General features: G+C 70.5%; 20 protein-coding genes. 15 read left to right on the top strand and 5 right to left on the bottom strand.

Annotated elements, in window-relative coordinates:
• Window positions 1–8: 8 nt before the first annotated feature.
• A complete protein-coding gene (locus tag ACIRA5_RS25855) occupies window positions 9–1,037 on the bottom strand; it encodes an aldo/keto reductase (protein WP_403694102.1) in 1,029 nt (342 codons plus the stop codon).
• A gap of 114 nt (window positions 1,038–1,151) precedes the next feature.
• On the opposite strand from ACIRA5_RS25855, the gene ACIRA5_RS25850 reads away from it, so the two are divergent.
• Together ACIRA5_RS25850 and ACIRA5_RS25845 are read left to right on the top strand one after the other, a co-directional pair.
• On the top strand, window positions 1,152–1,826 hold the full coding sequence (locus ACIRA5_RS25850) for a response regulator (RefSeq protein ID WP_403694100.1): 675 nt from the start codon (window positions 1,152–1,154) through the stop codon (window positions 1,824–1,826).
• A 41-nt stretch (window positions 1,827–1,867) separates the two neighbouring features.
• The gene (locus ACIRA5_RS25845; protein WP_403694099.1) at window positions 1,868–3,061 is read left to right on the top strand and encodes a cytochrome P450; all 1,194 of its coding nucleotides are present in this window, start codon (window positions 1,868–1,870) and stop codon (window positions 3,059–3,061) included.
• 58 nt (window positions 3,062–3,119) lie between these two features.
• Here the strand turns inward: ACIRA5_RS25845 and ACIRA5_RS25840 are convergent, their stop codons facing one another.
• On the bottom strand, window positions 3,120–4,130 hold the full coding sequence (locus ACIRA5_RS25840) for a Gfo/Idh/MocA family oxidoreductase (RefSeq protein ID WP_060898450.1): 1,011 nt from the start codon (window positions 4,128–4,130) through the stop codon (window positions 3,120–3,122).
• Window positions 4,131–4,258: 128 nt separating this feature from the next.
• Here ACIRA5_RS25840 and ACIRA5_RS25835 point away from each other — a divergent pair, with 128 nt between their 5' ends.
• The 12 genes from ACIRA5_RS25835 (at window position 4,259) to ACIRA5_RS25780 (ending at window position 18,539) form a co-directional block, all read left to right on the top strand.
• Window positions 4,259–4,996 carry a GntR family transcriptional regulator gene (locus ACIRA5_RS25835; RefSeq protein ID WP_352044860.1) on the top strand — a complete coding sequence of 246 codons (738 nt, stop codon included), beginning with the start codon at window positions 4,259–4,261 and terminating at the stop codon, window positions 4,994–4,996.
• Between the two features lie 149 nt (window positions 4,997–5,145).
• On the top strand, window positions 5,146–6,138 hold the full coding sequence (locus ACIRA5_RS25830) for a sugar ABC transporter substrate-binding protein (protein WP_403694097.1): 993 nt from the start codon (window positions 5,146–5,148) through the stop codon (window positions 6,136–6,138).
• Between the two features lie 140 nt (window positions 6,139–6,278).
• Window positions 6,279–7,283 (top strand): sugar ABC transporter substrate-binding protein, encoded by a 1,005-nt coding sequence (locus tag ACIRA5_RS25825; protein ID WP_095851797.1) that lies wholly within the window; start codon window positions 6,279–6,281, stop codon window positions 7,281–7,283.
• Window positions 7,280–8,341 (top strand): ABC transporter permease, encoded by a 1,062-nt coding sequence (locus ACIRA5_RS25820; RefSeq protein ID WP_403694096.1) that lies wholly within the window; start codon window positions 7,280–7,282, stop codon window positions 8,339–8,341. The genes ACIRA5_RS25825 and ACIRA5_RS25820 overlap by 4 nt, the downstream gene beginning before the upstream one ends.
• A 17-nt stretch (window positions 8,342–8,358) precedes the next feature.
• Window positions 8,359–9,183, top strand: a complete 825-nt coding sequence (locus tag ACIRA5_RS25815; RefSeq protein WP_403694471.1) for an ATP-binding cassette domain-containing protein — start codon at window positions 8,359–8,361, stop codon at window positions 9,181–9,183.
• A 150-nt stretch (window positions 9,184–9,333) separates the two neighbouring features.
• Complete coding sequence (locus ACIRA5_RS25810) at window positions 9,334–10,479, top strand: ROK family glucokinase (RefSeq protein ID WP_075032911.1); 1,146 nt, start codon at window positions 9,334–9,336, stop codon at window positions 10,477–10,479.
• The gene (locus ACIRA5_RS25805) at window positions 10,476–11,057 is read left to right on the top strand and encodes a sugar kinase (RefSeq protein WP_403694094.1); all 582 of its coding nucleotides are present in this window, start codon (window positions 10,476–10,478) and stop codon (window positions 11,055–11,057) included. The genes ACIRA5_RS25810 and ACIRA5_RS25805 overlap by 4 nt, the downstream gene beginning before the upstream one ends.
• 106 nt (window positions 11,058–11,163) lie before the next feature.
• Window positions 11,164–14,022 carry a DEAD/DEAH box helicase gene (locus ACIRA5_RS25800; RefSeq protein WP_403694468.1) on the top strand — a complete coding sequence of 953 codons (2,859 nt, stop codon included), beginning with the start codon at window positions 11,164–11,166 and terminating at the stop codon, window positions 14,020–14,022.
• Window positions 14,023–14,132: 110 nt separating this feature from the next.
• Window positions 14,133–16,226, top strand: a complete 2,094-nt coding sequence (locus tag ACIRA5_RS25795) for an SWIM zinc finger family protein (RefSeq protein ID WP_403694465.1) — start codon at window positions 14,133–14,135, stop codon at window positions 16,224–16,226.
• A 309-nt stretch (window positions 16,227–16,535) separates the two neighbouring features.
• Window positions 16,536–17,066, top strand: coding sequence for a hypothetical protein (locus tag ACIRA5_RS25790; protein ID WP_403694092.1), 531 nt, complete (start codon window positions 16,536–16,538; stop codon window positions 17,064–17,066).
• Window positions 17,067–17,351: 285 nt separating this feature from the next.
• Window positions 17,352–18,122, top strand: coding sequence for a DUF3566 domain-containing protein (locus ACIRA5_RS25785; RefSeq protein ID WP_403694091.1), 771 nt, complete (start codon window positions 17,352–17,354; stop codon window positions 18,120–18,122).
• Between the two features lie 261 nt (window positions 18,123–18,383).
• Complete coding sequence (locus ACIRA5_RS25780) at window positions 18,384–18,539, top strand: hypothetical protein (protein WP_403694089.1); 156 nt, start codon at window positions 18,384–18,386, stop codon at window positions 18,537–18,539.
• 393 nt (window positions 18,540–18,932) lie between these two features.
• Here the strand turns inward: ACIRA5_RS25780 and ACIRA5_RS25775 are convergent, their stop codons facing one another.
• From ACIRA5_RS25775 to ACIRA5_RS25765, 3 genes are all read right to left on the bottom strand, one after another.
• On the bottom strand, window positions 18,933–19,217 hold the full coding sequence (locus ACIRA5_RS25775) for a transposase (protein ID WP_403694087.1): 285 nt from the start codon (window positions 19,215–19,217) through the stop codon (window positions 18,933–18,935).
• A 292-nt stretch (window positions 19,218–19,509) separates the two neighbouring features.
• On the bottom strand, window positions 19,510–20,430 hold the full coding sequence (locus ACIRA5_RS25770) for a hypothetical protein (RefSeq protein ID WP_403694085.1): 921 nt from the start codon (window positions 20,428–20,430) through the stop codon (window positions 19,510–19,512).
• A gap of 88 nt (window positions 20,431–20,518) precedes the next feature.
• On the bottom strand, window positions 20,519–20,869 hold the full coding sequence (locus tag ACIRA5_RS25765; RefSeq protein ID WP_403694084.1) for a hypothetical protein: 351 nt from the start codon (window positions 20,867–20,869) through the stop codon (window positions 20,519–20,521).
• A 155-nt stretch (window positions 20,870–21,024) separates the two neighbouring features.
• Here ACIRA5_RS25765 and ACIRA5_RS25760 point away from each other — a divergent pair, with 155 nt between their 5' ends.
• On the top strand, window positions 21,025–23,958 hold the full coding sequence (locus tag ACIRA5_RS25760) for a BTAD domain-containing putative transcriptional regulator (protein ID WP_403694082.1): 2,934 nt from the start codon (window positions 21,025–21,027) through the stop codon (window positions 23,956–23,958).
• The last annotated feature ends 2 nt before the right edge of the window (window positions 23,959–23,960 follow it).

Genomic DNA, 23,960 nt, shown 5'->3' with positions numbered 1-23,960 from the left:
CGGGTGTGTCAGGGCTTGCGGGGGATTACTCGGTGGCCCGCGGTGCCGTACACCCAGCTTGCTGTTTCGTTGATGAAGTCCGTCGGGAAGCCGGTGCGGAAGGCCGTGGCCTCCTCCAGGTTCGTCAGTATGTGGTCGGGGAGGGCGAGTTGGGCCGCGCCCAGGTTGTCGGTGAGCTGGGTGACGTGGCGGGCGCCGATGATGGGGTGGACGGTGGGGGAGTGGGCCATGGTCCAGGCGATGGCCACCTGGGCGGGGGAGGCGCCGAGCTCGTCGGCCGCCGACTGGACCGCTTCGGCCACCGTCCGTTCGAGTTCCCCGATCGCCTCGGGGGAGAGGCGGGTCGCCGTGCCGGGGGCCACGCCGCCCGGACGTGTGTACTTGCCCGACAGGATGCCGTTGTGCAGCGGGCTCCACGCGGCCACCGACATGCCGAGGGTCTCCGCCATGGGGAGGAGCTCGCGCTCCGCGTCGCGGCTGAGCAGGCTGTAGGGCACCTGGAGTGCGGCGAAGGGGGACCAACCCCGCCACTCGGCAAGGGTGTTGGCCCGCGAGACCACCCAGGCGGGCGCGTCCGAGATACCCACGTACAGGACCTTGCCGGACCGTACGGCGTCGTCCAGGGCGCGCATGGTCTCCTCGACCGGTGTGTTCCGGTCCCAGATGTGCACCCAGTAGACGTCGATGTAGTCCGTGTCGAGGCGCCGCAGGCTCGTCTCCAGGGAGAGGGCCAGGTTCTTGCGGTGGTTCCCGGCGGCGTTCGGGTCGGTGCCGTCACGGGAGACGGTGTACTTGGTGGAGAGGACGAAACGGTCGCGTCGGCCTCTGAGTAACTCCCCCACGATCTCCTCGCTGGCGCCGCCGCGGTAGTTGACGGCCGTGTCCACCACGTTGCCGCCCGCCTCCGCGTACGTGTCGAGGATCCGCGCGCACTCCTCCTTCGGCGCTCCCACCCCGCCCTGCTCCCCGAACGTCATGGCACCGAGGAACAGCTCCGAGACGCGCAGGCCGGTCCTGCCCAAGAGCCGATAGCGCACTGAACTCCTCACTCCCGGGAGAGACCCCGTCGAGACTGTCGTGGCGGCCGACGGTAGTCGTTCGTCGCGGTCGAGGCGTGGGTAATGCCCCGGCGGGCACCTACGGTAGGCACCATGAACGCGATCCGGCTGCTTCTCGTCGACGACGATCCGCTGGTCAGGGCCGGCCTGTCCTTCATGATGGGCGGCGCCGACGACATCGAGATCGTCGGCGAGGCCGCGGACGGCGGCGAGGTCGAGGCGCTCGTCGACCGCACCCGCCCGGACGTCGTCCTGATGGACATCCGGATGCCGGTGATCGACGGACTCACGGCCACCGAACGGCTGCGGGGGCGCGAGGACGCGCCGCAGGTCGTGGTCCTCACCACGTTTCACGCCGACGACCAGGTGCTGCGGGCGCTGCGCGCGGGTGCCGCCGGGTTCGTCCTCAAGGACACGCCGCCTGTGCAGATCCTCGACGCGGTACGCCGGGTCGCGGCCGGTGATCCCGTGCTCTCGCCCGCCGTCACCCGCCAGTTGATGGAGCACGCGGCCGGTGGGGCGCCGGGTGGGCGGCGTACCGGCGCCCGGGACCGGATCGGCGCGCTCAACGACCGTGAACGCGAGGTCGCCGTGGCTGTCGGCCGGGGCTCCTCCAACGCCGAGATCGCCGCCGCGCTGTACATGAGCGTCGCCACCGTCAAGACCCATGTCTCACGCATCCTCGCCAAGCTCGGCCTCAACAACCGTGTGCAGATCGCCCTGTTGACGTACGACGCGGGACTTCTGGAGGGAGAGGACGGGCACTGAGCGTGGGGCCCGCACGTTGGAAGGACAACGGGAGGGGGACCATGATCGATCTGGGGGAGTACGGAGCGGGGTTCACGAGGGACCCGTATCCGGTGTACGCGGCGCTGCGCGAGCGCGGCCCCGTCCACTGGGTGCGGACACCGCAGCCGGGCGCGTACGAGGGCTGGCTCGTCGTCGGGTACGAGGAGGCGCGGGCCGCTCTCGCCGACCCGAGGCTCTCCAAGGACACGAGGAGAGGCGGGTGGAGTTCACTCGAAGAAGAGCTGATGGGCCGGTATGTGCTGATCGCCGACCCGCCGGAGCACACCCGGCTGCGCTCCCTCGTCACGGGCGCGTTCACCATGCGGCGGGTGGAGGCGCTGCGCCCGCGCGTCCAGCAGATCACCGACGAACTGCTGGACGAGATGGTGCCGAAGGGGGGCGCCGACCTCGTCGACTCGTTCGCCTATCCGCTGCCGATCACCGTCATCTGCGAGCTGCTGGGTGTCCCGGACATCGACCGGGTGGCGTTCCGCGCGATGTCGAACGAGATCGTGACGCCGACCGACGGGGATTCCGAGCTGGCGGCCGTGCGGCAGCTGGCCGCCTATCTCGATGAGCTCATCGAGGACAAGCGGTGCACGGCACCCGGCGACGACCTGCTCAGCGACCTCATCCGCACCCGGGCCGAGGACGGCGACCGGCTCTCCCGTGACGAGTTGCGCGGGATGGCGTTCATCCTGCTGGTCGCGGGCCACGAGACCACGGTCAACTTGATCACGAACGGTGTGCACGCCCTGCTCACCCACCCCGGCCAGCTCGCCGCGCTGCGGGCCGACATGACGCTGCTCGACGGCGCGGTGGAGGAGGTGCTGCGCTTCGAGGGACCGGTCGAGACGGCGACGTACCGCTATGCGGCGGAGCCATTGGAGATCGGTGGCAGGGCCATCGCGGCGGGTGACTCGGTGATGATCGGGCTCGACGCCGCGAACCGTGACGCGGCGCGCTGCCCGGATCCGGACCGCTTCGACATCCACCGCGCCCCGCAGGGCCATCTCTCCTTCGGGCACGGCATCCACTACTGCCTGGGTGCGCCGCTGGCCCGTCTCGAAGCCCGGGTCGCGCTGCGCTCCCTGCTGGCGAGATGCCCGGGTCTCGCGCTGGACGGGCCCCCTGGTGACTGGCTCCCGGGCATGCTGATGCGCGGTCTGCGCAGTCTGCCCGTGCGCTGGGTGAGTGGTGGTGCGTGGGGGTGAGTGAAGGGGTGACGGTGGTGCGGCGGCCTCGGGTGGGGAGCGGCACCGACGTGTCCGCTCAGTCCCGTCTGCCGGGGATCTCCGCCAGATACACCGGGCGTCTCTCCAGCCGCGACAGCTCGCAGGCCTCGGCGATGCGCAGTGCGTGCAGGGCCTCCTGCCCGTCGCAGGGGTTGGCGCGTTCGCCGCGCACGACGTCGACGAAGGCGGCGAGCTCGGCCTCGTAGGCGGGGCCGAAGCGCTCCAGGAAACCGGTCCACGGCTTGTCGGCGGCCGGCGGTCCGGCCGGTTCGGTGGAGGCGATCGGCGTACGGTCGTCCAGGCCGACGCCGATCTGGTCCAGCTCGCCGGCCAGCTCCATGCGCACGTCGTAGCCCGCGCCGTTCAGCCGGGTCGCGGTCGCCGTGGCGAGCGTGCCGTCGTCCAGGGTGAGGACGGCGGCGGCCGTGTCGATGTCATGTGCCTCACGGAACATCGAGGGCCCGGCGTCGGATCCCATCGCGTACACCTCGACGACCTCGCGGCCGGTGATCCAGCGCAGCATGTCGAAGTCATGGACGAGGCAGTCGCGGTACATGCCGCCGGAGATCGGGAGGTACGCGGCGGGGGGAGGCGACTGGTCGGAGGTCATCGCGCGGATCGTGTGCAGCCGTCCGAGCCGCCCCGAGCGCACCGCCTCGCGCGCGGTCGCGTAGCCCGTGTCGAAGCGGCGCTGGAAGCCCAGCTGCAGGACCGTGCCGGCCGCGTCGACCTCGGCGAGCGCGGACAGCGTGCCCGGCAGGTCGACGGCGATGGGCTTCTCGCAGAACACCGGGAGCCCCATGCGCGCTGCCCTACCGATCAGTTCGCCGTGCGCCGAGGTGGCCGCCGTGATCACCACGGCGTCCACACCCCAGGTGAAGATCTCGTCCACGCTGGGCGCGGCCGTGGCGCCCAACCGGTCCGCGACCGCATGTGCCCTCACCGAGTCCGCGTCCGTGACGATGAGGGAGCCGACCTCGCGGTGGCGGTTGAGAACGGTCGCGTGAAATGTGCCGATACGACCCGTTCCGATCAGTCCGATGCGCATGGGAACAAAGTGAGGGCGCACCAGGCACGCTGTCAATGCTTTGTCCGGACAATCGAACTACACAACTTCCCGTCAACATCTCGCGGAGCTACGCTCGGCCCGTGCCGAAACCAGATGAGGAACCGACCGTGTCGCTCCAGCTCAGCGTCGACCGCAGTAGTCCGGTCCCGCTGTACTTCCAGCTGTCCCAACAGCTGGAGGCGGCGATCGAGCACGGGACCCTGACCCCGGGCAGCCTTCTCGGCAACGAGATCGAGCTCGCGGGGCGGCTCGGGCTGTCCCGTCCCACGGTCCGCCAGGCCATCCAGTCCCTCGTCGACAAGGGTCTGCTGGTGCGCCGCCGCGGTGTCGGCACCCAGGTCGTGCACAGCCAGGTCAAGCGGCCCCTGGAGCTCAGCAGTCTGTACGACGACCTGGAGGCGGCCGGACAGCGTCCCGCGACCCGGGTGCTCGTCAACACCGTCGTACCGGCGTCCGCCGAGGTCGCGGCCGCTCTGGGCGTGGCCGAGGGCAGCGACGTGCACCGGGTGGAGCGGCTGCGGCTCGCCCACGGGGAGCCGATGGCGTACCTCTGCAACTATCTGCCCCCGGAGCTGCTGGAGCTGGACAGTGAGCAGATGGAGGCCACCGGTCTGTACCGGCTGATGCGGGCCGCGGGCATCACGCTGCACAGCGCCCGCCAGTCCGTCGGCGCCCGCGCGGCCACCGCGGAGGAGGGGGAGCGGCTCGGTGAGCCCGCGGGGGCGCCGCTGCTCACCATGCAGCGCACCACCTTCGACGACACCGGACGCGCGGTGGAGTTCGGCAGCCACATGTACCGTGCCTCGCGCTACTCCTTCGAATTCCAGCTCCTCGTACGGCCGTGAAGCGGTCGTGAAGGGGTGGTGAATCGGCTTCGGCGAGGCCGAATTTGAATCGTAAGAATGTTCTAAAAAGTCCATTGACTGGTGTGCGGGCGCAAAGCTAGAACTCCCCTCAGCCGCAAAGGTGCGGCGGAAAAGAGGGTGTTCCGACCATGCGTACAGCCCGAACGGCAGCGGCGGTGATCGCCGTGATCGCGCTCGCGGCCGGCTGCAGCAACTCCGGTGGCAAGGACTCCGAGAACAAGGCGAGCGCCGGCGGGAGCGGCGGCAAGGCCGCGAGTACGCCCCGTCTGAAGATCGCGATGGTGACGCACTCCGGCGAGGGCGACACCTTCTGGGACATCGTGCAGAGCGGCGCCAAGCAGGCGGCGAGCAAGGACAACGTCGACTTCCTGTACTCGAACGACAAGGAAGCGGGCGGGCAGGCCCAGCTCGTCCAGGCCGCCATCGACAAGAAGGTCGACGGGATCGTCGTCACCCTGGCCAAGCCCGATGCCATGAAGGACGTCCTCGCCAAGGCCGAGCAGGCGGGCATCCCGGTCGTCACGATCAACTCCGGTGCCGAGTTCTCCAAGCGGTTCGGGGCCCTCGCGCACTTCGGCCAGGACGAGTCGGTCGCCGGTGAGGCCGTCGGCGAGGAGCTGAACAACCGGGGCCTGAAGAAGGCCGTCTGCGTCATCCACGAGCAGGGCAACGTCTCGCTGGAGCAGCGCTGCGCGGGTGTGAAGAAGACCTTCAAGGGCACGCTCGAGAACCTCAACGTCGACGGCACCAACGCCCCCGCCACCCAGTCCTCCATCGAGGCGAAGCTCCAGGCCACCAAGGGCATCGACGCCCTCGTCACCCTGGGCGCCCCGATCGCCGCCGTCGCGGTGAAGGCCAAGGCCGACGCCGGCAGCAAGGCGGAGATAGACACCTTCGACCTGAACGCCGAGGTGGTCAAGCGCCTCCAGGCCAAGGAGGTCGGCTTCGCGGTCGACCAGCAGCCCTACCTCCAGGGGTACGAGGCCATCGACATGCTGTGGCTCTACAAGACCAACGGCGACATCCTCGGCGGCGGCAAAACGGTCCTGACCGGCCCGGCCATCATCACCGAGAAGGACGCCTCGACCCTCGAGAAGTACACCGCGCGCGGGACCCGCTGATGGGGTGCACGATCCCAGTGTTCGATACTTGGGCGTTTGGGGCCGGCGAGATGTCGGCCCCCGGGGCCTGCGGAACGGCCCGCCGGGCCGCTTCGCGGGCCCCGGCGCACCAAAGAACACAGCAAGAAGGGCACGGCCTCGTGGCACGGACTCGGACCTGGGTAAGCATCGCGCTCGCAGGGGCGCTGGGGGTGTCCCTCGCGGGATGCAGCAGCACCGGCGGGAAGCGGGCCGAGGATGCCCGTAAGGCGGCGGCGGCCCAGGGCAGGGCCGCGGTGAACACGCCCAAGTGGACCTTCGCGATGATCACCCATTCGGGCGATGGCGACACGTTCTGGGACATCGTGCAGAACGGCGCCAAGCAGGCCGCGGTCAAGGACAACATCAACTTCCTGTACTCGCACAACGCCGAGGCGCAGCAGCAGGCGCAGCTCGTCGACGCAGCCGTGGACAAGCAGGTCGACGGCATCATCGTCACGCTGGCCAAGCCGGACGCGATGAAGGCGGCCGTCGCGCGCGCCGAGAAGGCCGGCATTCCCGTGATCACGGTGAACTCCGGCTCCGAGCAGTCCAAGGCGTTCGGCGCGCTCGCCCACATCGGGCAGGACGAGACGATCGCCGGTGAGGCGGTCGGCGAGGAGCTGAACAAGCGGGGCCGCAAGAAGGCCCTGTGCATCCTGCACGAGCAGGGCAACGTCGGCCACGAGCAGCGCTGTGCGGGTGTGAAGAACACCTTCCACGGCACCGTGCAGAACCTCTACGTCCAGGGCACCAGCATGCCCGACGTGCAGTCCTCCATCGGCGCCAAGCTGCAGGCCGACAAGTCCATCGACACGGTCGTCACGCTCGGCGCCCCGTACGCGGACACCGCGGTGAAGGCGAAGGCCGACGCGGGCAGCAAGGCGGAGATCGACACCTTCGACCTGAACGCGAAGGTGGCCGCGGAGCTCAAGGACGGCACACTCGGCTTCGCGGTCGACCAGCAGCCCTACCTCCAGGGGTACGAGGCCGTGGACCTGCTGTGGCTCTACAAGTACAACGCCGATGTCCTCGGCGGCGGCAAGCCGGTCCTCACCGGCCCGCAGATCATCACCAAGGATCAGGCCGCCGCGCTCGAGGAGTACACCAAGCGGGGGACCCGATGAGCGCCACTGCGCCTGCACCCGCGCCGTCGCCCGACACCAAGGCCGACGAGCGCCTCCTGAAGACCTCGCCCCTGCGCAGACTCATGGGCCGGCCCGAGCTCGGCTCCGTGGTCGGCGCGATCGCGGTCTTCCTCTTCTTCGCGATCTTCGCCGACAGCTTCGTACGGGCCGCGAGTCTCAGCACGGTGCTGTACGCCTCCTCGACGATCGGCATCATGGCCGTACCGGTCGCGCTGCTGATGATCGGCGGCGAGTTCGACCTCTCCGCGGGCGTCATGGTGACCAGCTCCGCGCTGATCTCCTCGATGTTCAGCTACCAGATGACCGCGAACGTCTGGGTCGGCGTCCTCGTGTCGCTGGTCGTCACGCTGGCGATCGGCGTCTTCAACGGCGTCATGCTGACCCGCACGGACCCGCCGAGCTTCATCATCACGCTCGGCACCTTCCTGATGCTGACCGGCATGAACCTCGGCTTCACCAAGCTGATCAGCGGCACGGTGTCCACGAAGTCGATCTCCGACATGCAGGGCTTCTCCTCGGCCAGGGACGTCTTCGCCTCGACGCTCACCATCGGCGGCGTCGACTTCAAGATCACCATCCTGTGGTGGCTGGCCCTGGTCGTCGTCGCCACCTGGATCCTGCTGCGCACCCGCTTCGGCAACTGGATCTACGCCGTCGGCGGTGGCGAGGACGCGGCCCGCGCGGTCGGCGTACCGGTCAACAAGACGAAGATCGGCCTCTACATGGGTGTCGCCTTCGGCGCCTGGATCTCCGGGCAGCACCTGCTGTTCTCGTTCGACGTCGTGCAGTCCGGCGAGGGCGTCGGCAACGAGCTGATCTACATCATCGCGGCCGTCATCGGCGGCTGTCTGATCACCGGCGGCTACGGCTCCGCGGTCGGCGCGGCGGTCGGCGCGCTGATCTTCGGCATGGTGAGCAAGGGCATCGTGTTCGCCGAGTGGAACCCGGACTGGTTCAAGTTCTTCCTGGGAGTGATGCTGCTCCTGGCGACCCTGCTCAACCACTGGGTCCGCAAGCGCGCGGAGGCGACGGCATGACGACGGACGGCGACGGCATGACGACGGACGCGGGAAAGACGACCGGCGCGGCCGCCACGGAACGCACAGCGCTCGTCGAACTCGACGACGTCAGCAAGTACTACGGCAACATCCGCGCCCTCGAGGGCGTCTCGCTGGTGGTGCACGCGGGCGAGATCTCGTGCGTGCTCGGCGACAACGGCGCGGGCAAGTCCACGCTGATCAAGATCATCGCGGGCCTGCACCAGCACGACGCGGGCACCCTGAGCATCGAGGGCGAGGAGACCCGGCTCACCTCCCCGCGCGAGGCCCTGGACCGGGGCATCGCCACCGTCTACCAGGACCTCGCCGTGGTCCCGCTGATGCCGGTGTGGCGGAACTTCTTCCTCGGCTCCGAGCTGTCGACGGGCACCGGTCCCTTCAAGCGCATGGACGTCGACCGCATGCGCAGGACCACCCACGCGGAGCTGCTGCGCATGGGCATCGACCTGCGTGACGTCGACCAGCCCATCGGCACCCTCTCCGGCGGTGAGCGCCAGTGCGTGGCGATCGCCCGCGCCGTCCACTTCGGCGCCAAGGTCCTCGTCCTCGACGAGCCCACCGCCGCGCTCGGTGTGAAACAGTCCGGAGTGGTCCTCAAGTACGTGGCCGCCGCGCGGGACGCCGGCCTCGGCGTGGTCCTCATCACGCACAACCCACACCACGCGTACCTGGTGGGCGACCGTTTCGTCCTCCTGAAGCGCGGCGCCATGTTCGGCAGTCACACCCGCGACGAGATCACCCTCGACGAGCTGACCCGCCAGATGGCGGGCGGCAGCGAGCTGGACGACCTCCGGCACGAGCTGGAGCGGAGCGCCTCTTAAGGGGCGCGGGGAACTGTGCAACCCGTCACACACGTCCCGCGGCTCACAGACGGCCCAAGGCTCTCCAGGGCGCTCCGGCGGAGCGTCCTGGAGCGCTCAGGGGGGACTCCGCCATGCGCCCCCCTGGCGCGGTGAGGCAGAATCGGCCCGATGAGCACCTACCGCGACCTCGCACACCGCGGCTCCGCGCGGGCCACTGTCCTGCGGACCGTAGGGACGCGTGAGCGCCGTTCCCACCTGACGGCTCCCCGCGTCCCCACCGTCGGTATCGACATCGGCGGCACGAAGGTGATGGCGGGCGTCGTCGACGCCGACGGCAACATCCTGGAGAAGCTCCGCGCCGAGACGCCGGACAAGTCCAAGAGCCCCAAGGTCGTCGAGGACACCATCGTGGAGCTGGTCCTGGACCTCTCGGACCGGCACGACGTGCACGCCGTGGGCATCGGTGCGGCCGGCTGGGTCGACGCCGAGCGCAACCGCGTCCTCTTCGCCCCCCACCTGTCCTGGCGCAACGAGCCGCTGCGCGACCGCCTCGCCGGGCGGCTCGCCGTCCCGGTCCTGGTCGACAACGACGCCAACGCCGCCGCCTGGGCGGAGTGGCGGTTCGGCGCGGGGCGTGGCGAGGACAACCTCGTCATGATCACGCTCGGCACCGGCATCGGCGGCGCGCTGCTGGAGGACGGCCAGGTCAAGCGCGGCAAGTTCGGCGTCGCGGGCGAGTTCGGTCACATGCAGGTGGTCCCCGGCGGTCACCGCTGCCCGTGCGGCAACCGCGGCTGCTGGGAGCAGTACAGCTCGGGCAACGCGCTGGTCCGCGAGGCCCGCGAACTCGCCGCCGCGGACTCCCCGGTCGCGTACGGGATCATCGAGCACGTCAAGGGCAACATCGGCGACATCACCGGCCCGATGATCACCGAGCTCGCCCGCGAGGGCGACGCCATGTGCATCGAGCTGCTCCAGGACATCGGCCAGTGGCTCGGCGTCGGCATCGCCAATCTGGCGGCGGCCCTGGACCCCTCCTGCTTCGTCATCGGCGGCGGCGTCAGCGCGGCCGACGACCTCCTCATCGGCCCCGCGCGCGACGCCTTCCGCCGCCACCTGACCGGCCGCGGCTACCGTCCCGAGGCCCGTATCGCCCGCGCCCAGCTCGGCCCCGAGGCCGGCATGGTCGGCGCCGCCGACCTCGCCCGCCTCGTCGCCCGCCGCTTCCGCCGCGCCAAGCGCCGCCGTGTGGAGCGCTACGAGCGGTACGAGCGCTACTCCGAGTCGCGCCGTACGACCCAGGGGACGCTGTGACGGCCTCGCTGCCGCGCCAGGCCTCACCTCCGGACGAGCCCCGGCGCCCGCCGGAGGACCCGCGCCACAAGTTCCGACGCCGCGCCCTGACGCTGCTGATCATCGTGCTGCTCATCGGCGTCCCGGCCGGCTACCTGGTGATCTCCGCCAACCAGAGCCGCGACAGCGGCAAGCAGAAGGAGGAGAAGTACTCGGCGACCGGCCTCACCGTGGGCTGGCCCTCGCGCGTCCAGCGCCGCCTCTACCAGGTGCCGATCCCGTTGAACGGCGTCGCCGTCGCCTACTACGAGACGAACAACTGGAAGACCAGCCGTCTCTACGTGCAGTTCGCCACCAACGGCGTGGGGCTGGAGCAGTTCCTCGCGGAGGTCGGCACCAGCCGGGATACCCTGCGCAAGAACGACATCACCATCGGTACCCGTGACCAGAAGGTCGTCGGCTGGGACTTCACGGGCCCCGGCTCGTGGTGGGGCCTGGTCCACGAACAGAAGGACCCGGCGCCCACCCAGGACATCGTCGTGAACTGGCCGAAGCCCGGGCGCGCCATGGTCTACGTCGTCTCCCGCACGATCCCCTGAGCCGCCCCGGCCCCGCGCCGGAGCCACCGTCGGGACCGATTGTCAGAGCCCGCCCGTAGAGTCGAAGACAACTGATGCGACCGAGGGGCGGGAGGTGACCGGACGTATGGGCGACGAGGCCGTGAAGAGCGTTACGGCTGTGCCGGTGCGGCTTGCCGCCGTCTTCCTGCCCGCACCCGTGCCCCGCCAGGGGCGCGTCGCCTTCTGGGACCCGGACGGCGGGCCGCTGCCCTCCGGCGACGGCGCCGGGAGCGTCCCGCCCGCCGAGAACACGTCGTCCGCCGAGCCGACCGAGCTGACGGTGGTACGACCGCACGGCTCGGGAGCCCGCCGCGGCACCGTCCCCGCGCTGACCCTGCCGATCGCCGAGGCCCTTCCGCTGCTCGCCGGCGCCCGCCACGACCGCGCCGCGCATCCGGCCACGACCTGCTGGGGTGCGGTCGCGCTGCACGCACTGCGGCTCGTCGCGCGGGGCCGACTGCTGCCCGGGCTCACCCCCGAGGGCCACGACGCCTGGCGCGCGGGCCCACTGGACCCGGACGACATCGCCCACCTGCGGGCCGTGGCCGCCGCTCTCCCGTACGAAGGGCATGCCGTCCCGCTCCCCGGCAAGGGCCCCCTCCGGCTGCCCGACCCGGAAGCGCTGATGCGCTCCTTCCTGGACGCGGTCGCCGACATCCTGCCGCGCACCCCCGCCGCTCCCCACACCTCAGGCAAACCCTTCGCGGCCGGAGAGCCACAGCGGCTGCCCGGAGCCCACGACTGGGCCGCCGAGGTCGCCGCGGGCATGGACGCGGGCGTACGGATCTCGCTCCGCCTGGACCTGTCGGCGTACCAGCTCTTCGACGACGGCGAGGGCGCGCACCGCGCGGGCGCCGCCGTCGTCCAGGTGCACAGCCTCGCCGACCCCACTCTCGTCGTCGACGCCGCGGGCCTGTGGGCGGGCGACGCCGACACGGCCTTCGGCCCCCGCGCGCGCGTGGACGCGGCGCTCGCCGTGCGCCGCGCCGCCCGCGTCTGGCCGCCTTTGGACCGCCTGTCCGAACAGGACGTGCCCGACGTCCTCGCACTCTCCGAAGAGGAGCTCTCCGACCTGCTCGGCATCGCCGCGACCCGCCTCGGCGCGGCCGGCGTCGCCGTCCACTGGCCTCGCGACCTCGCCCACGACCTCAGCGCCGCCGCGGTGGTGCGCCCCGCGCCCGGCTCGGCCACGGACGGCACCGGATTCTTCGAGAGCGAGGAACTGCTCCAGTTCCGCTGGCAGCTGGCCCTCGGCGGCGACCCGCTCACCGAGGCCGAGATGGACGCCCTCGCCGAGGCCCACCGCCCGGTCGTGCGGCTGCGCGACCAGTGGGTCCTCGTCGACCCCGCCCTCGTCCGCAAGGCCCGCAAGCGCGAGCTGGGCCTGCTCGACCCGGTCGACGCCCTGTCCGTGGCGCTCACCGGCACCGCGGAGGTCGACGGCGAGACGGTCGAGGCGGTGCCGGTCGGCGCCCTCGCCACGCTGCGCGACCGTCTGACGGCCGGCATCACCCCGGTGGAGCCGCCCCCGGGTCTCCAGGCCCGGCTTCGGGACTACCAGCTGCGGGGCCTCGCCTGGCTCGACCTCATGACCTCGCTCGGCCTCGGTGGCTGCCTCGCCGACGACATGGGCCTCGGCAAGACCATCACCGTCATCGCCCTGCACCTGCGCCGGGAGCGCGGCGAACCCACCCTGGTCGTCTGCCCGGCATCGCTCATGGGCAACTGGCAGCGGGAGATCAACCGCTTCGCGCCCGGCGTCCCCGTCCGCCGCTTCCACGGCCCCGACCGCACCCTGGAGGACCTCGACGGCGGTTTCGTCCTCACCACCTACGGCACGATGCGCTCGGCCGCGCCCCGGCTCGCCCAGCAGACGTGGGGCATGGTCGTCGCCGACGAGGCCCAGCACGTCAAGAACCCCTACTCGGCGACGGCGAAGGCCCTACGGACGATCCCGTCCCCCGCGCGCGTGGCCCTCACCGGCACCCCCGTGGAGAACAACCTCTCCGAGCTGTGGGCCCTGCTGGACTGGACGACGCCCGGCCTGCTCGGACCCCTCAAGTCCTTCCGCGCCCGCCACGCGCGCGCCGTGGAGAACGGCGAGGACGAGGAGGCGATCGCCCGCCTGGCCCGGCTGATCCGCCCCTTCCTGCTCCGTCGCAAGAAGTCCGATCCCGGGATCGTTCCCGAGCTCCCGCCCAAGACGGAGACGGACCACCCGGTCCCCCTGACCCGCGAGCAGGCCTCCCTCTACGAGGCCGTGGTCCGCGAGTCGATGCTCGCCATCGAGACGACCGAGGGCATCGCCCGCCGGGGCCTGGTCCTGAAGCTCCTCACCTCCCTCAAGCAGATCTGCAACCACCCGGCGCTGTTCCTGAAGGAGGACGCCCGGGCGGCCGCCCTCGGACCCTCCGCCCGCTCCGGCAAGCTCGCCCTGCTCGACGAGCTGCTGGACACACTGCTCGCCGAGGACGGCTCGGCGCTGGTCTTCACCCAGTACGTGGGGATGGCCCGGCTGATCACCGCCCACCTGGCCGCGCGCGCCGTCCCGGTGGAGCTCCTGCACGGCGGCACCCCGGTCGCCGAACGCGAGCACATGGTGGACCGCTTCCAGAGCGGGGCCACCCCGATCCTGGTGCTGTCCCTCAAGGCCGCGGGCACCGGCCTGAACCTCACCCGGGCGGGCCACGTCGTCCACTTCGACCGCTGGTGGAACCCGGCCGTCGAGGAACAGGCCACCGACCGCGCCTACCGCATCGGCCAGACCCAGCCCGTCCAGGTCCACCGCCTCATCACCGAGGGCACGGTCGAGGACCGCATCGCCGAGATGCTCGAAGCGAAGCGGGCGCTCGCCGACGCCATCCTGGGCTCCGGAGAGGCCTCCCTGACCGAACTGACCGACCGCGAGCTGTCGGACCTGGTGTCACTGCGGAGGTCGTCGTGAGCGGCGCCGAGGAGGAGACACCACCGGTGACCGGGGGCGTGGACGTGCCGGACGCCGAGTCGTCTGCTCCCGCGGCCGGGCCGCGCCCCGCCGACGTGGCGCGTCGCGCGCTGCGGGCCGCGCGGGAGCGCGACACCCGGGGTGCGGCGGCAGGGGACGAGCCGGGTTCGCGGTCCGACGGCGTGACCTCCCCGGCGGCCCGACCGGGTGACGCGGCCAGGCAGGCCCTGCGCCGGGCGGCCACGAGGGGGAGCGATCCGCATCCGGACCCGAGCGCGGGTGCGGATGCGGGTGCCGACACCGTCCCGGATCCGGAGACCGAGGCAGGCGCCCAACCCGGCCCGGTACGGCCTTCCGCCCGTGCGGAGACGGCGGACGCCCCGTCCGCCGACGTGCCCGTAGCCGGCACGCGTCCTGGTGACATCGCCCGCGAGGCACTGCGCGCGGCGCGCACGGAAGCCCGACAGGCGCGGACGGCGGCGGAAACCAAGGCAGCCGGAGGCACGCACCGGTCGGCAGACCGTGCGGCGGCCGGTGCGCGGGCCCGGCGCGACCGACGGGACCACGACCGGGGAGGCCGGGTCCGGGACGTACGAGAGGTGCTCGCGGAGGCCTTCGAGCTGCCCGGCGCCGCAGCGCCCCGCGACACAACCGCCACCGGCCGTCCGGCGCACCCCGACACGGACACCACGACAGACGCAGAGACCAACACCAACACCGACATCGGCACCAACACCGACATCGGCACCAGCACCGAGACCGCCCCCGACGCCAACAGCGGCACCAAGACCGAGGCCAAGACCGACGCCGAAACAGACGCCGAAACAGATGCCGAGAAGGGACACCGCAGGTCGGTGCGCCCGGCGCGGCCGATGCTCCCGACGCAGCCCCGGCTCGGCGAGCCGAGCATGCTCTCGTTGACCGCCGCCGCGCCGCGCTCCATGGCGTCCCCGCGCCGCGACGGCGAGCTGCGCCGCACGTTCGAAGCGCTCCCCGCCCGTACCTCGCGCGCGGACACCTTCGCGGAGACCTGGTGGGGCAACGCCTGGGTGAGCGCCCTCGAAGAGGGGGCCCTGGACGCGGCGCGGCTGGCGCGCGGACGGGCGTACGCCGACCAGGGGCACGTCGACGCCATCACCGTCACACCGGGACTCGTGCTGGCCTATGTCCACGGGAGCCGCCCGCGGCCATACCGCGTCCAGGTCCGACTGCGGACGCTGGACGACGGCGACTGGGACCGTTTCCTCGACGCGGCGGCCGAGCGCCCCGGGCACATCGCGGCGCTCCTCGACAAGGAGATGCCCAAGTCGCTCGCGGACTGCGGAGCCGACCTGCTCCCCGGCCCCGGCGACCTCGCGCCCCAGTGCAGCTGCCCCGACTACGGCCACCCCTGCAAACACGCCGCCGCCCTCTGCTACCAGACGGCACGTCTGTTCGACGAGGACCCCTTCGTACTGCTTCTGCTGCGCGGCAGGGGCGAGCGCGAGCTGCTGGACGCGCTGTCCCGCCGCAACGCCACCCGCGCGGCCCGCGCCGCCCAGGAACAGCAGGCGGCGCCGCTGCCCGGTGTACGGGCCCGTGACGCCCTCGCGCGCCGGTCGCTGCCGCCCCTCCCGGCGCCGCTGCCCGCCCCCGGGCATCCCGAGCAGCCGCCGACCTACCCGGGCGCGCCGGGCGACCCCGACCCGTTCGCGCTGGACCAGCTCGCCACGGACGCGGCCGCCCGCGCGCACGCGCTGCTCACCACGGGCCGCGACCCGGTCGCCGAGCTGACGCTGTGGCAGGACGCGGTCCGGCTCGCCGCCGCCCGCCCCGGTTCCGGCCTCACCGCCGCGACCCGCGCCCTCTACTCCTCACTGGCCTCCGCCGCCGACCGTACCCCCGCCGACCTGGCACGCGCGGTCGCCGCCTGGCGGCAGGGCGGGCTCGAGGGCCTCACCGTCCTCGAAGAGCCCTGGGACCCGCCCGCGGGCCGTTTCGACCGCGCCCGCCCCCTCCTCCTCGCCGCCGACCTCCCCGCCTTCCGCCCCTGGCGCAACCACCTCACCCACCCCCGCGGCCACGCCCAGCTCCGCCTGGGCCACGACGGTCTCTGGTACGCCTACGAATCGGAACCGGGCCACGAGGACTGGTGGCCCCGGGGCACCCCCGACCTCGACCCGGTCGGCGCCCTGACCGGCCTCGGCGCACCGGACGAACTCTGACCCGACCGCCCGCGCCGACCGAGTCACGCGGCATCCCACCGTCCGCCTCCCACAGTCCGTGGGCCCCGGTGACGGTCGTCATGGCATGGATCGTCGCGCCGGGCAGAGTGACCGATGCGGTCCACATACGAGATCGCATCCGGGATGTTGCGCAGCTCATGCTCGGGTGGGTGTCCGCACCTCGTGGAAAGCGCTCCGGATGCATGACCGCAAACCTGCACATAACGTCGGATTCGCAAACGAGTTGTTGAAAGCGGGCATCTGCCGACGGTGTGCAGGGGCCTGTTCGGCATGGGAGGTCCGTCAGTGATGAGACTCGCCACGGCGGGCCGCCGCGACCGGACCAGGCCGCTGCTGGTGCGGCGGTGGCGGCAGGCAGCGGAACGGCATTTGACGCCGCTGCAGCGGTCGCTGCTGATCACATGGATCTCGTTCGGGGTGACCTTCGGCACCGTACGGGTCATCACGCACGGCATTCGCGGCGGGTGGCTGCCCTGGGGAAACATCTCCGCAGGCGGCGAGCATCTGCACCACTACAACTTCGGCATCGCTACGCTCGCCGGGCTCGGCCTGATCGCCGTCCGGGGTGACGAGCGGGCGATCGGACATCCCGTCGTGGCGGCCGCCTACGGATGCGGCACCGCGCTGATCTGCGACGAGTTCGCGCTGCTGCTGGATCTGCAGGACGTCTACTGGGCCAGCGAGGGTCGCATCAGTGTCGACGTCTCCTTCGGCGTGCTGTCCGTGCTGGGCGCATATCTGACAGCGAGGCCGTTCTGGCACGAGGTCGGCCGGATCACCCGCACAGCGGCCGCCAGCGGCGTCCGCGCAGTCGCTTGAGGCCAGGCCCGGCGGCCGCTCAAGGCCCCCCGCCACCGCGTGGGGATCAGCGCTCAGACACAGCCCAAGCACCCAGCCCAGCGCGTCACGTGTGCCGTGAGACCAGTGGGCGCCCGATCACCCGGGGAGGAAGACATGAGCCGGGCCAAGCGCAGGACCCGTGGTACCCGCAACATAGAGACCTCGGGACAAGGCGGTGCCGCCGGCCGCCGGCAACGAGACCCCCAGGACGTGCCCCGCCGCACCGGGCGACCACCGGCAGACGCCGCCAGGGACGGTGCACCTGTGTCCGCTGCTCAGCAGCCGGCGCAGCCCCGCGAGAACGACGCGCAGGACCGCTCCCAGACGGATCCGGCGCCCGTGACCGCAGTGGCCGACGGCCCGCCCCTGCACCGGGATGAACAGCCGCTGCCGGCCGCCGGCCGCCCCTGCGACCCGGCGGCGCCGGTGCCACGGGCGGCGTGCTGCGGACCTGGCCGGCAGATGGCACGGCTGCGCATGACCCAAGCTGATCCCTGGTCGGTCATGGCAACGAGCTTTCTGGTCCTGGTAAGTCTCGGAGCGTGTGTGGTCGTCACCATGGCCGTCATATGGAGCACGTTGAGCGCGATAGACCCGCAACCGTGGCCGTCCCTGAGACGGGGACTGACCATCACCACCGCCGTCGTCGTGCTGGAAGTCATCCTGGGCACGGCCCTGGCAACCCTGAGCGCCTACCTCTACAACATGTCCTCGCAATACCTCGGCGGCGTCCAGCTGACACTGGCCGACGATGTCACCGAACCGGCACAGACCGGTGCCGCGGCCCTGCTGTTGGACCAACTCCGCGCTCGCGTCCGACAGCGTCTGCGTACACGCCTGGGATCCACGAACGCCACCAGCGGTGCCGAAGCCGCCGACACGGTCGGCCCCCGCGGTCGCGCACCGGGACGTCTCCGCGTGCTGAGCGCGGTGCTGCTCGAGGCCATCAGTTCAGCACGCCGCCTGTGGCGGAACCGAAACTCACGCGCAAGCGGCGACCTCAACAAGCCCGCAGAGACCGACGAAACCAGCTGACCTGCTGAAACACGGGTCACGCCATGTCACGGGTCACGCCGTGCCACGGGTCACGCCATTTCAAGGTCCCGCTCCCTGCCTGCGGTGACGATCGCGCCGGTAGACCTTTGATCTCCCCATAAGTGTCCGTACAGGGGGGTCGCCCGAACGGCCTAACGCCCCCGAGTTCAGCGTGCGGCGTTCCCCCATTCGGTCCACGCTGAGCCTGTACCTGTTGCAGCCGCACCGTACCCGTGATCACCGACTTCGTCGGGAGGCACCGTGGTCGTGATAGCTCTGCTCGTGCCGGAGATGCTCCTGCTGCTGATGTTCATGCTGGACGCCATGGAGAACCTTCTGTTCCCTCCATCGTCGGCGCCACCTCCGGAGGAAGATACGCCGGACCAGCCGACATCGAATGAGCATTCCTCCGGCTGACGAGGTCCGGGATAGGGGCTGTCGTGACGGGCATAGCGTGCCGTGATGTCGTAGGGCGAGACGACCGCCGAGGAAGAGGGCGGCAGCCCGCCGTGGTCGGCGGTGCGCCAGCATAGGCGGCCCGCCGCGTCGCGGTAGTAGTTCTGCACGACGATCTGCCGCAGGGCCCCGGCCTGCGGGCCGTTCCGGTGGAGGCGTTCCAGCACCCGGCAGGCGTCGTCACCGGCGGCGCGGATCCGGGTCTTGGGCCGGGTGGGGTTCTTGCCCAGGCGGACCGGACGGCCATAGAGGCGCCCCGGTCCTCGTCGACCAGGCCGCCCAGCAGATGCCCGGCGGCGCGGGCCACTTCTTCCAGCGTGGCACGGACCGCCTCAGTGACCAGTTCCAGCCGCGTCAGGTCGCGCACCGCGGCCAGAACAAGGGTGGAGTCGGTCCACTGCGTAGTGCGCTCGCGTGCGAGGCCGCCTCCTTGAGGCCGACCTCAACGAGGCGGGAGAGCGCCAGATTGAGAAGACGGTCGGGGCACTCGTCCCGCGCGAGGCGCTCGCGGAAGTCGGCCAACACGCTGTGGCGGAAGCCCGGATCGTCCAGCTCCATGGACAGGCCGTACTCGAAGTCGATGCGGCAACGGACAGCTTCGGCTGCCTGCCGGTCGGACAGGCCGAGCAGGAACTGCACAGACGGTGGCGAGCTGAGCGGGTGAGAGGCCGGGGCGCCCGTCGCGCGGGTACCAGTCAGCGAAGTCCTCGTCACGCCAGAGCCCGTCGAGGTGGTCTCTCACCCACATCGCCGTCGTACCGCCCGGGTTGCTCGCCTGCGCGATCTGCGCAGTCAGAGACGAGACGTGCTCACCGGAGCGGGGACGTACGGACAACGAACACCTCGACAACTGCATCGACCTTCGGAACAGCCCCGGGCATGCCGGTCGATCATGCTGCCGCACCGAGAAACTCCAAGATTCCCGACAGAGTCAAGCCGAGCTGGAGCCTGTCAGTCGTGCGGCCGCGCGCAGTTGGTCGCCAAGCCGCTGCTTGAATTTGGCAAGTTGAGCCGTATGAGCCTCAATGTATTGACGGTCGTAGGCGATCTCAACGGCTACGGCAACGCCGACCAAGTTGGTAGACAGCTTGCACTCCACATCAGCTGTGGCAGTTGCGATTTCCTCTGATGTGTGAGCGGTGTGTCGAGGGGGTGACCCAGCCGCAGATGCTCTCCACTTCGGACTGCTGTATGCCGCCCAAGGGTTGGGGTACATGAACCCTTTGCCTTTCATGCAGGCCGCCCAGCGTGCATTGACCACCTTCATGTGTGGATGATCCGAGGGAATCTTGGGGCCTCCCTCCGGAAGCGCTTCGGCGGCAGGTATCGGAGGTGGGCCTCCGATAGCGTCGATGCCCTGCTGACGGCATCCGCCGACGGGGACCTTCTTGTCCTTGAACGTGGCCACAGTGGTTCCGGAGGCGCTCTGTCCGCGGAGCACACCCATCTCCGTCATGGTGTAGGGCACTTCGTTGGACGTGCCGTCAGGACTGCCGAGCTGCGTGTCGTATCCCTTGCTGCGGGCCGTGGAAAGGTCGAAGAAACCGTACAGGGCAGTGCGTACCTTGTTCTGCCGGGCGAAGTCGGCGAACCCCTCCATGATCGGCGGGTGATACGGCAGTCCATAGCTGTGCATACAATGCGCCGACGCCACGTCAGTGGCCTTCTGCAACGCCAGGATCTGGGCCGAGGTGGGTATGTAGGAATCGATCGGCAAACTGATGGCGTCGACCGAGGTTATCTCCGGGATCGGCCCCAGTGCCGGCGCAGGGGACCGGGGTGTCTGGCTTGAGCACCCGGCAGTCAGCAGCAGTGCTACGAGCCCGACAGCTGCTCTACCCGTGTTTCTCATCTTGGCTCATCTCAGCAGGTCCCGTAACACAGCACGTCGTGGACACCGCTGCCGGCGGTCGCCAGAGGCTCCCGCCGGCAGCGATCCGCTACGGGATGTACTTGATGTGAACCCCGTACACGTTCCCCCAGGTTCCGTAGCGCTGCTCGTAGTTGACGCTCATCCCCGCGCTCAAGGGGACGTTGTAGTTGACCCCGTGCACGCTGATGTCGGTCACGCTCCCGCTGTTCCCCGAGCTCGTTGCATACACCTCTGAGATGTTTGCCCAGCCGTCACCGACGCCTGCATAGCAGTAGTCGTGGGTGTGGCTCCACTCATGCAGGGTGTTGTTGTTGCAGCCGACGTTGGCGATCGCGCCGGCCGGAGTGGCTGCCGCGACGCCTGCGAGTACTACGGTTCCAGCAAAGGCGCCAGCGAGGAACTTCCTACGCAAGTTCAAGACACTTCTCCTTCTGGATCCCGCGGGAACATCCCGCCTTTCGGTGAGCCCCGCTACGTTGACGCTACGGATGAGGGCCCGTCGGCCGTCCTAGATTCGTCCTAATGCGAGGTCAGCCGGGGGGCGGTGTCAATTTTCACGTGCCGGGGGGATACATGAGATTCGGCGTGCTGGGGCCGTTATGCGCCCAGATCACCGGACGCGAGGTTCGGTTGAACGGGGCGCGGCAGGCCAAGATGCTGGCAGCACTGCTGATCGACGCCAACAACATCGTCGCCATGGAACGGCTCGTCGCCGTGATGTGGGACACGAACACGCCCGCCACCGCGGTCCGCCAGGTCCAGGACGCCGTCTCCGGGCTGCGCCGCAACCTCGTGGCCTGCGGAGCACCCGGCTCCTTGATCAGCACGCGGCGCGGCGGCTACGAGATCCACCTGGCTCGAGATCAACTCGACCTGCTGGAGTTCGACCACGAGCGACACCTCGCCGAACAGCACACGGCCCCGTTCGAGAGAGCAGTCGCGCTGCGGCGGGCGCTCGCCTGCTGGCGCGGAAACGCCCTGGTCGACACTTCCAGCCAAACCCTGGAGATCGATGCGGCACGGCTGAACGAGAAACGCGCGGCCACGCACCAACAGTGCCTGGCCATCGAACTCGACCTGGGGCGCCATCGAGAGGTCATCGATGAACTGACCGCTCTGCTCCGCGAGCACCCCTACGACGAGCAGGTCGCCGAACACCTGGTAGTCGCCCTCTACCGGTGTCGAAGACAAGGCGAGGCGCTGCAGGTGTACGAGCGGCTGCGCCGGACACTGGCCGACGAACTCGGCGTCGATCCCACCCCGCCGCTCCAGGCGCTGCATCAGCGCATCCTCACCGCGGATCCCGCCCTGACGGCTCCGGTCCCGGCAAGCAGGCCCTTAGACATAGCACCGGAGAGCCCTGACGCGCCGGCCGCCGGGTCGGCCATGGCGATGCCCGTGCGTCAACTGCCCCTCGACGTATCCGACTTCGTGGGCCGGGCCGAGGCACTGGCCGAGATCGCCGGACTGCTCGACGGTTCGGCGCCGAACCGGGCCCCGGTGGCCGTCATCGTGGGCGGTCCTGGTGTCGGCAAGTCCTGCCTGGTGACGCACGCTGCGCGGCTGGCGAGCGCCGCCTTCCCCGACGGCCAGCTCTACCTCAACCTCGCGGCGACATCGGATGAGCCGCGGGACCCGGGGCTGATGCTGGCCGAGGCACTGCGCGCGCTCTCGATCGCCGGCAGCGCGATCCCGAACGGCCTGGCCGAGCGGGCCGCGCTCTACCGGTCGTTGCTGGTGGACCGTCGCATGCTGGTGGTGCTGGACGATGCCGGTCACGTCGATCAGGTGCTGCCCTTACTGCCCGCGGCCGACGGATGTGCCGTGTTGATCACCAGCCGCACTCTGCTGACGCAACTTCCCGGCGCTCGGCACATCGACCTGGACGTGCTGAGCCCGGCAGAGGCGCGGGAGTTGTTCACGGGAATTGTCGGGCGGCGGCGGGTCGAGCGGGAACCGGGGGAGGCCGAGGCGATCCTCGACTGCTGCGGCAGCTTGCCGCTGGCGATCCGGATCGCCAGCGGCAAGCTCACGGGCCGCCCGGCTTGGTCGCTGAGGGTGCTGCGGGAACGCATCGAGGATGAGTCCCGGCGGCTGGCCGAGCTGAGGATCGGGGACCTCAGCGTGCGAGCCAGCGTAGAGCTGAGCCTACGGCTGCTGCCGGCCGACGCGGTGCGCGCGCTGAGTCTGCTGGGTCTGCTCGGCGCCTACACCCTGCCCGGCTGGGTGGTCGGCCCGCTGCTGGACCGCTCGGACGGCGAGGAGGTGCTGGACACCCTCGTCGACGCCAGCCTGGTTCGGCTGACCGCCACCGACGCGCTCGGCGAGCCGCGCTATCGGTTGCACGACCTGATCAGGACCTGTGCCGTGGAGATCGCCGCCCCGCTGCCGACGGAGGACAAGCGGGACGCGATCATCCGGGTGCTGTCCGTTTGGCTTGAGCTGATGGGGCGCGGCACCGATCGGCTGCCGGGCGGGCTGCTGGCCGCCGCGCCCGGTTCGGCACCGCGCCGATCGCTGCCCGATGCGGTCGTGGACCGGCTGATGGCCGATCCGTTCGGCTGGTTCGACGCGGAACGCGACAACCTGCTCGGCGCGGTGAAACTGGCCGTGGACTGGGGCCTGGACGAGTTGGCCTGGGAGCTGGCGGCCGGCACGGCGACCTACTACGACCACCGGTGTCTGTATCAGGACTGGCAGCACGGGCACCGACTCGCGTTGGACGCGGCCGAGGCCGCCGGCAACGCGCGCGGGGCATCGGTGCTGCTACGCGGACTTGGCCAGCTGCACATCTACCAAGACGAATTCGACCGAGCCACCCGCGCCCTGGAGTCCTCCATCGAGCTGTGCCGGGACAGCGGGGACAAGCGCGGCGAGGCGTTGTCGGTGGCGATGCTCAGTACGGTCAGCCGGGTGCAGGGCCGTGACGACGAAGCACTCGAACGTGTCGAGCAAGCGCTGGCCATCGCGGTCGGTGAAGGCGACCGGCACATCGAAGCGCAGCTGTCCTGCTCCATGGCCGTGATGCGACTCATGCAGGGTCGACTCGAAGAGGCGGAGTCCTGGTTCACCGGAGCCTTGCGCGTGGCCAGGGCGCTTGATGACGAGCATCGCGTGGCCGTCGTGCTGCGGCGGTTCAGCCGGTTGCACGATCGGCGCGGTGATGCGGACGAGGCGCTGCGCTGCCTGTGGCAGGCGTTGGCCACCTTCGAGAAACTGGCCGACGAGCGGTGTGCCGCGTACACGCTGCTGGAAGTCGGCCGCGTGTACGCCGGTCAAGACGACCGGGACCGGGCGAGCCCGGCGTTGGAGCGCGCGGCGGGCCTGTTCCACCGGCACGGCGACCGCCAGGACGAGGCCACATGCTGGCAACTGATCGGCGATCTGGACGCCGCCGCCGGCGTTCACCACCTGGCGCACCAGCACCGAGGGCGGGCGCTGCGGCTGTGGAAGATGATCGGCGACATCAACCAGACGAAAGCTCCGGCGCGACCATCGTCGCCGTGAGG

Source organism: Streptomyces sp. NPDC096311 (genome assembly GCF_044763085.1).
Lineage (GTDB): Bacteria > Actinomycetota > Actinomycetes > Streptomycetales > Streptomycetaceae > Streptomyces.
This window is presented reverse-complemented; position numbering and strand designations above follow the sequence as displayed.

Excerpts from the sequence above, each read along its gene's own strand:
- ACIRA5_RS25850 (WP_403694100.1), top strand. The coding sequence starts at position 1,152 with ATGAACGCGATCCGGCTGCTTCTCGTCGACGACGATCCGCTGGTCAGG.
- ACIRA5_RS25845 (WP_403694099.1), top strand. The coding sequence starts at position 1,868 with ATGATCGATCTGGGGGAGTACGGAGCGGGGTTCACGAGGGACCCGTAT.
- ACIRA5_RS25840 (WP_060898450.1), bottom strand. The coding sequence starts at position 4,130 with ATGCGCATCGGACTGATCGGAACGGGTCGTATCGGCACATTTCACGCG.
- ACIRA5_RS25830 (WP_403694097.1), top strand. The coding sequence starts at position 5,146 with ATGCGTACAGCCCGAACGGCAGCGGCGGTGATCGCCGTGATCGCGCTC.
- ACIRA5_RS25820 (WP_403694096.1), top strand. The coding sequence starts at position 7,280 with ATGAGCGCCACTGCGCCTGCACCCGCGCCGTCGCCCGACACCAAGGCC.
- ACIRA5_RS25815 (WP_403694471.1), top strand. The coding sequence starts at position 8,359 with ATGACGACGGACGCGGGAAAGACGACCGGCGCGGCCGCCACGGAACGC.
- ACIRA5_RS25810 (WP_075032911.1), top strand. The coding sequence starts at position 9,334 with ATGAGCACCTACCGCGACCTCGCACACCGCGGCTCCGCGCGGGCCACT.
- ACIRA5_RS25800 (WP_403694468.1), top strand. The coding sequence starts at position 11,164 with ATGGGCGACGAGGCCGTGAAGAGCGTTACGGCTGTGCCGGTGCGGCTT.
- ACIRA5_RS25790 (WP_403694092.1), top strand. The coding sequence starts at position 16,536 with ATGAGACTCGCCACGGCGGGCCGCCGCGACCGGACCAGGCCGCTGCTG.
- ACIRA5_RS25770 (WP_403694085.1), bottom strand. The coding sequence starts at position 20,430 with ATGAGAAACACGGGTAGAGCAGCTGTCGGGCTCGTAGCACTGCTGCTG.
- ACIRA5_RS25760 (WP_403694082.1), top strand. The coding sequence starts at position 21,025 with ATGAGATTCGGCGTGCTGGGGCCGTTATGCGCCCAGATCACCGGACGC.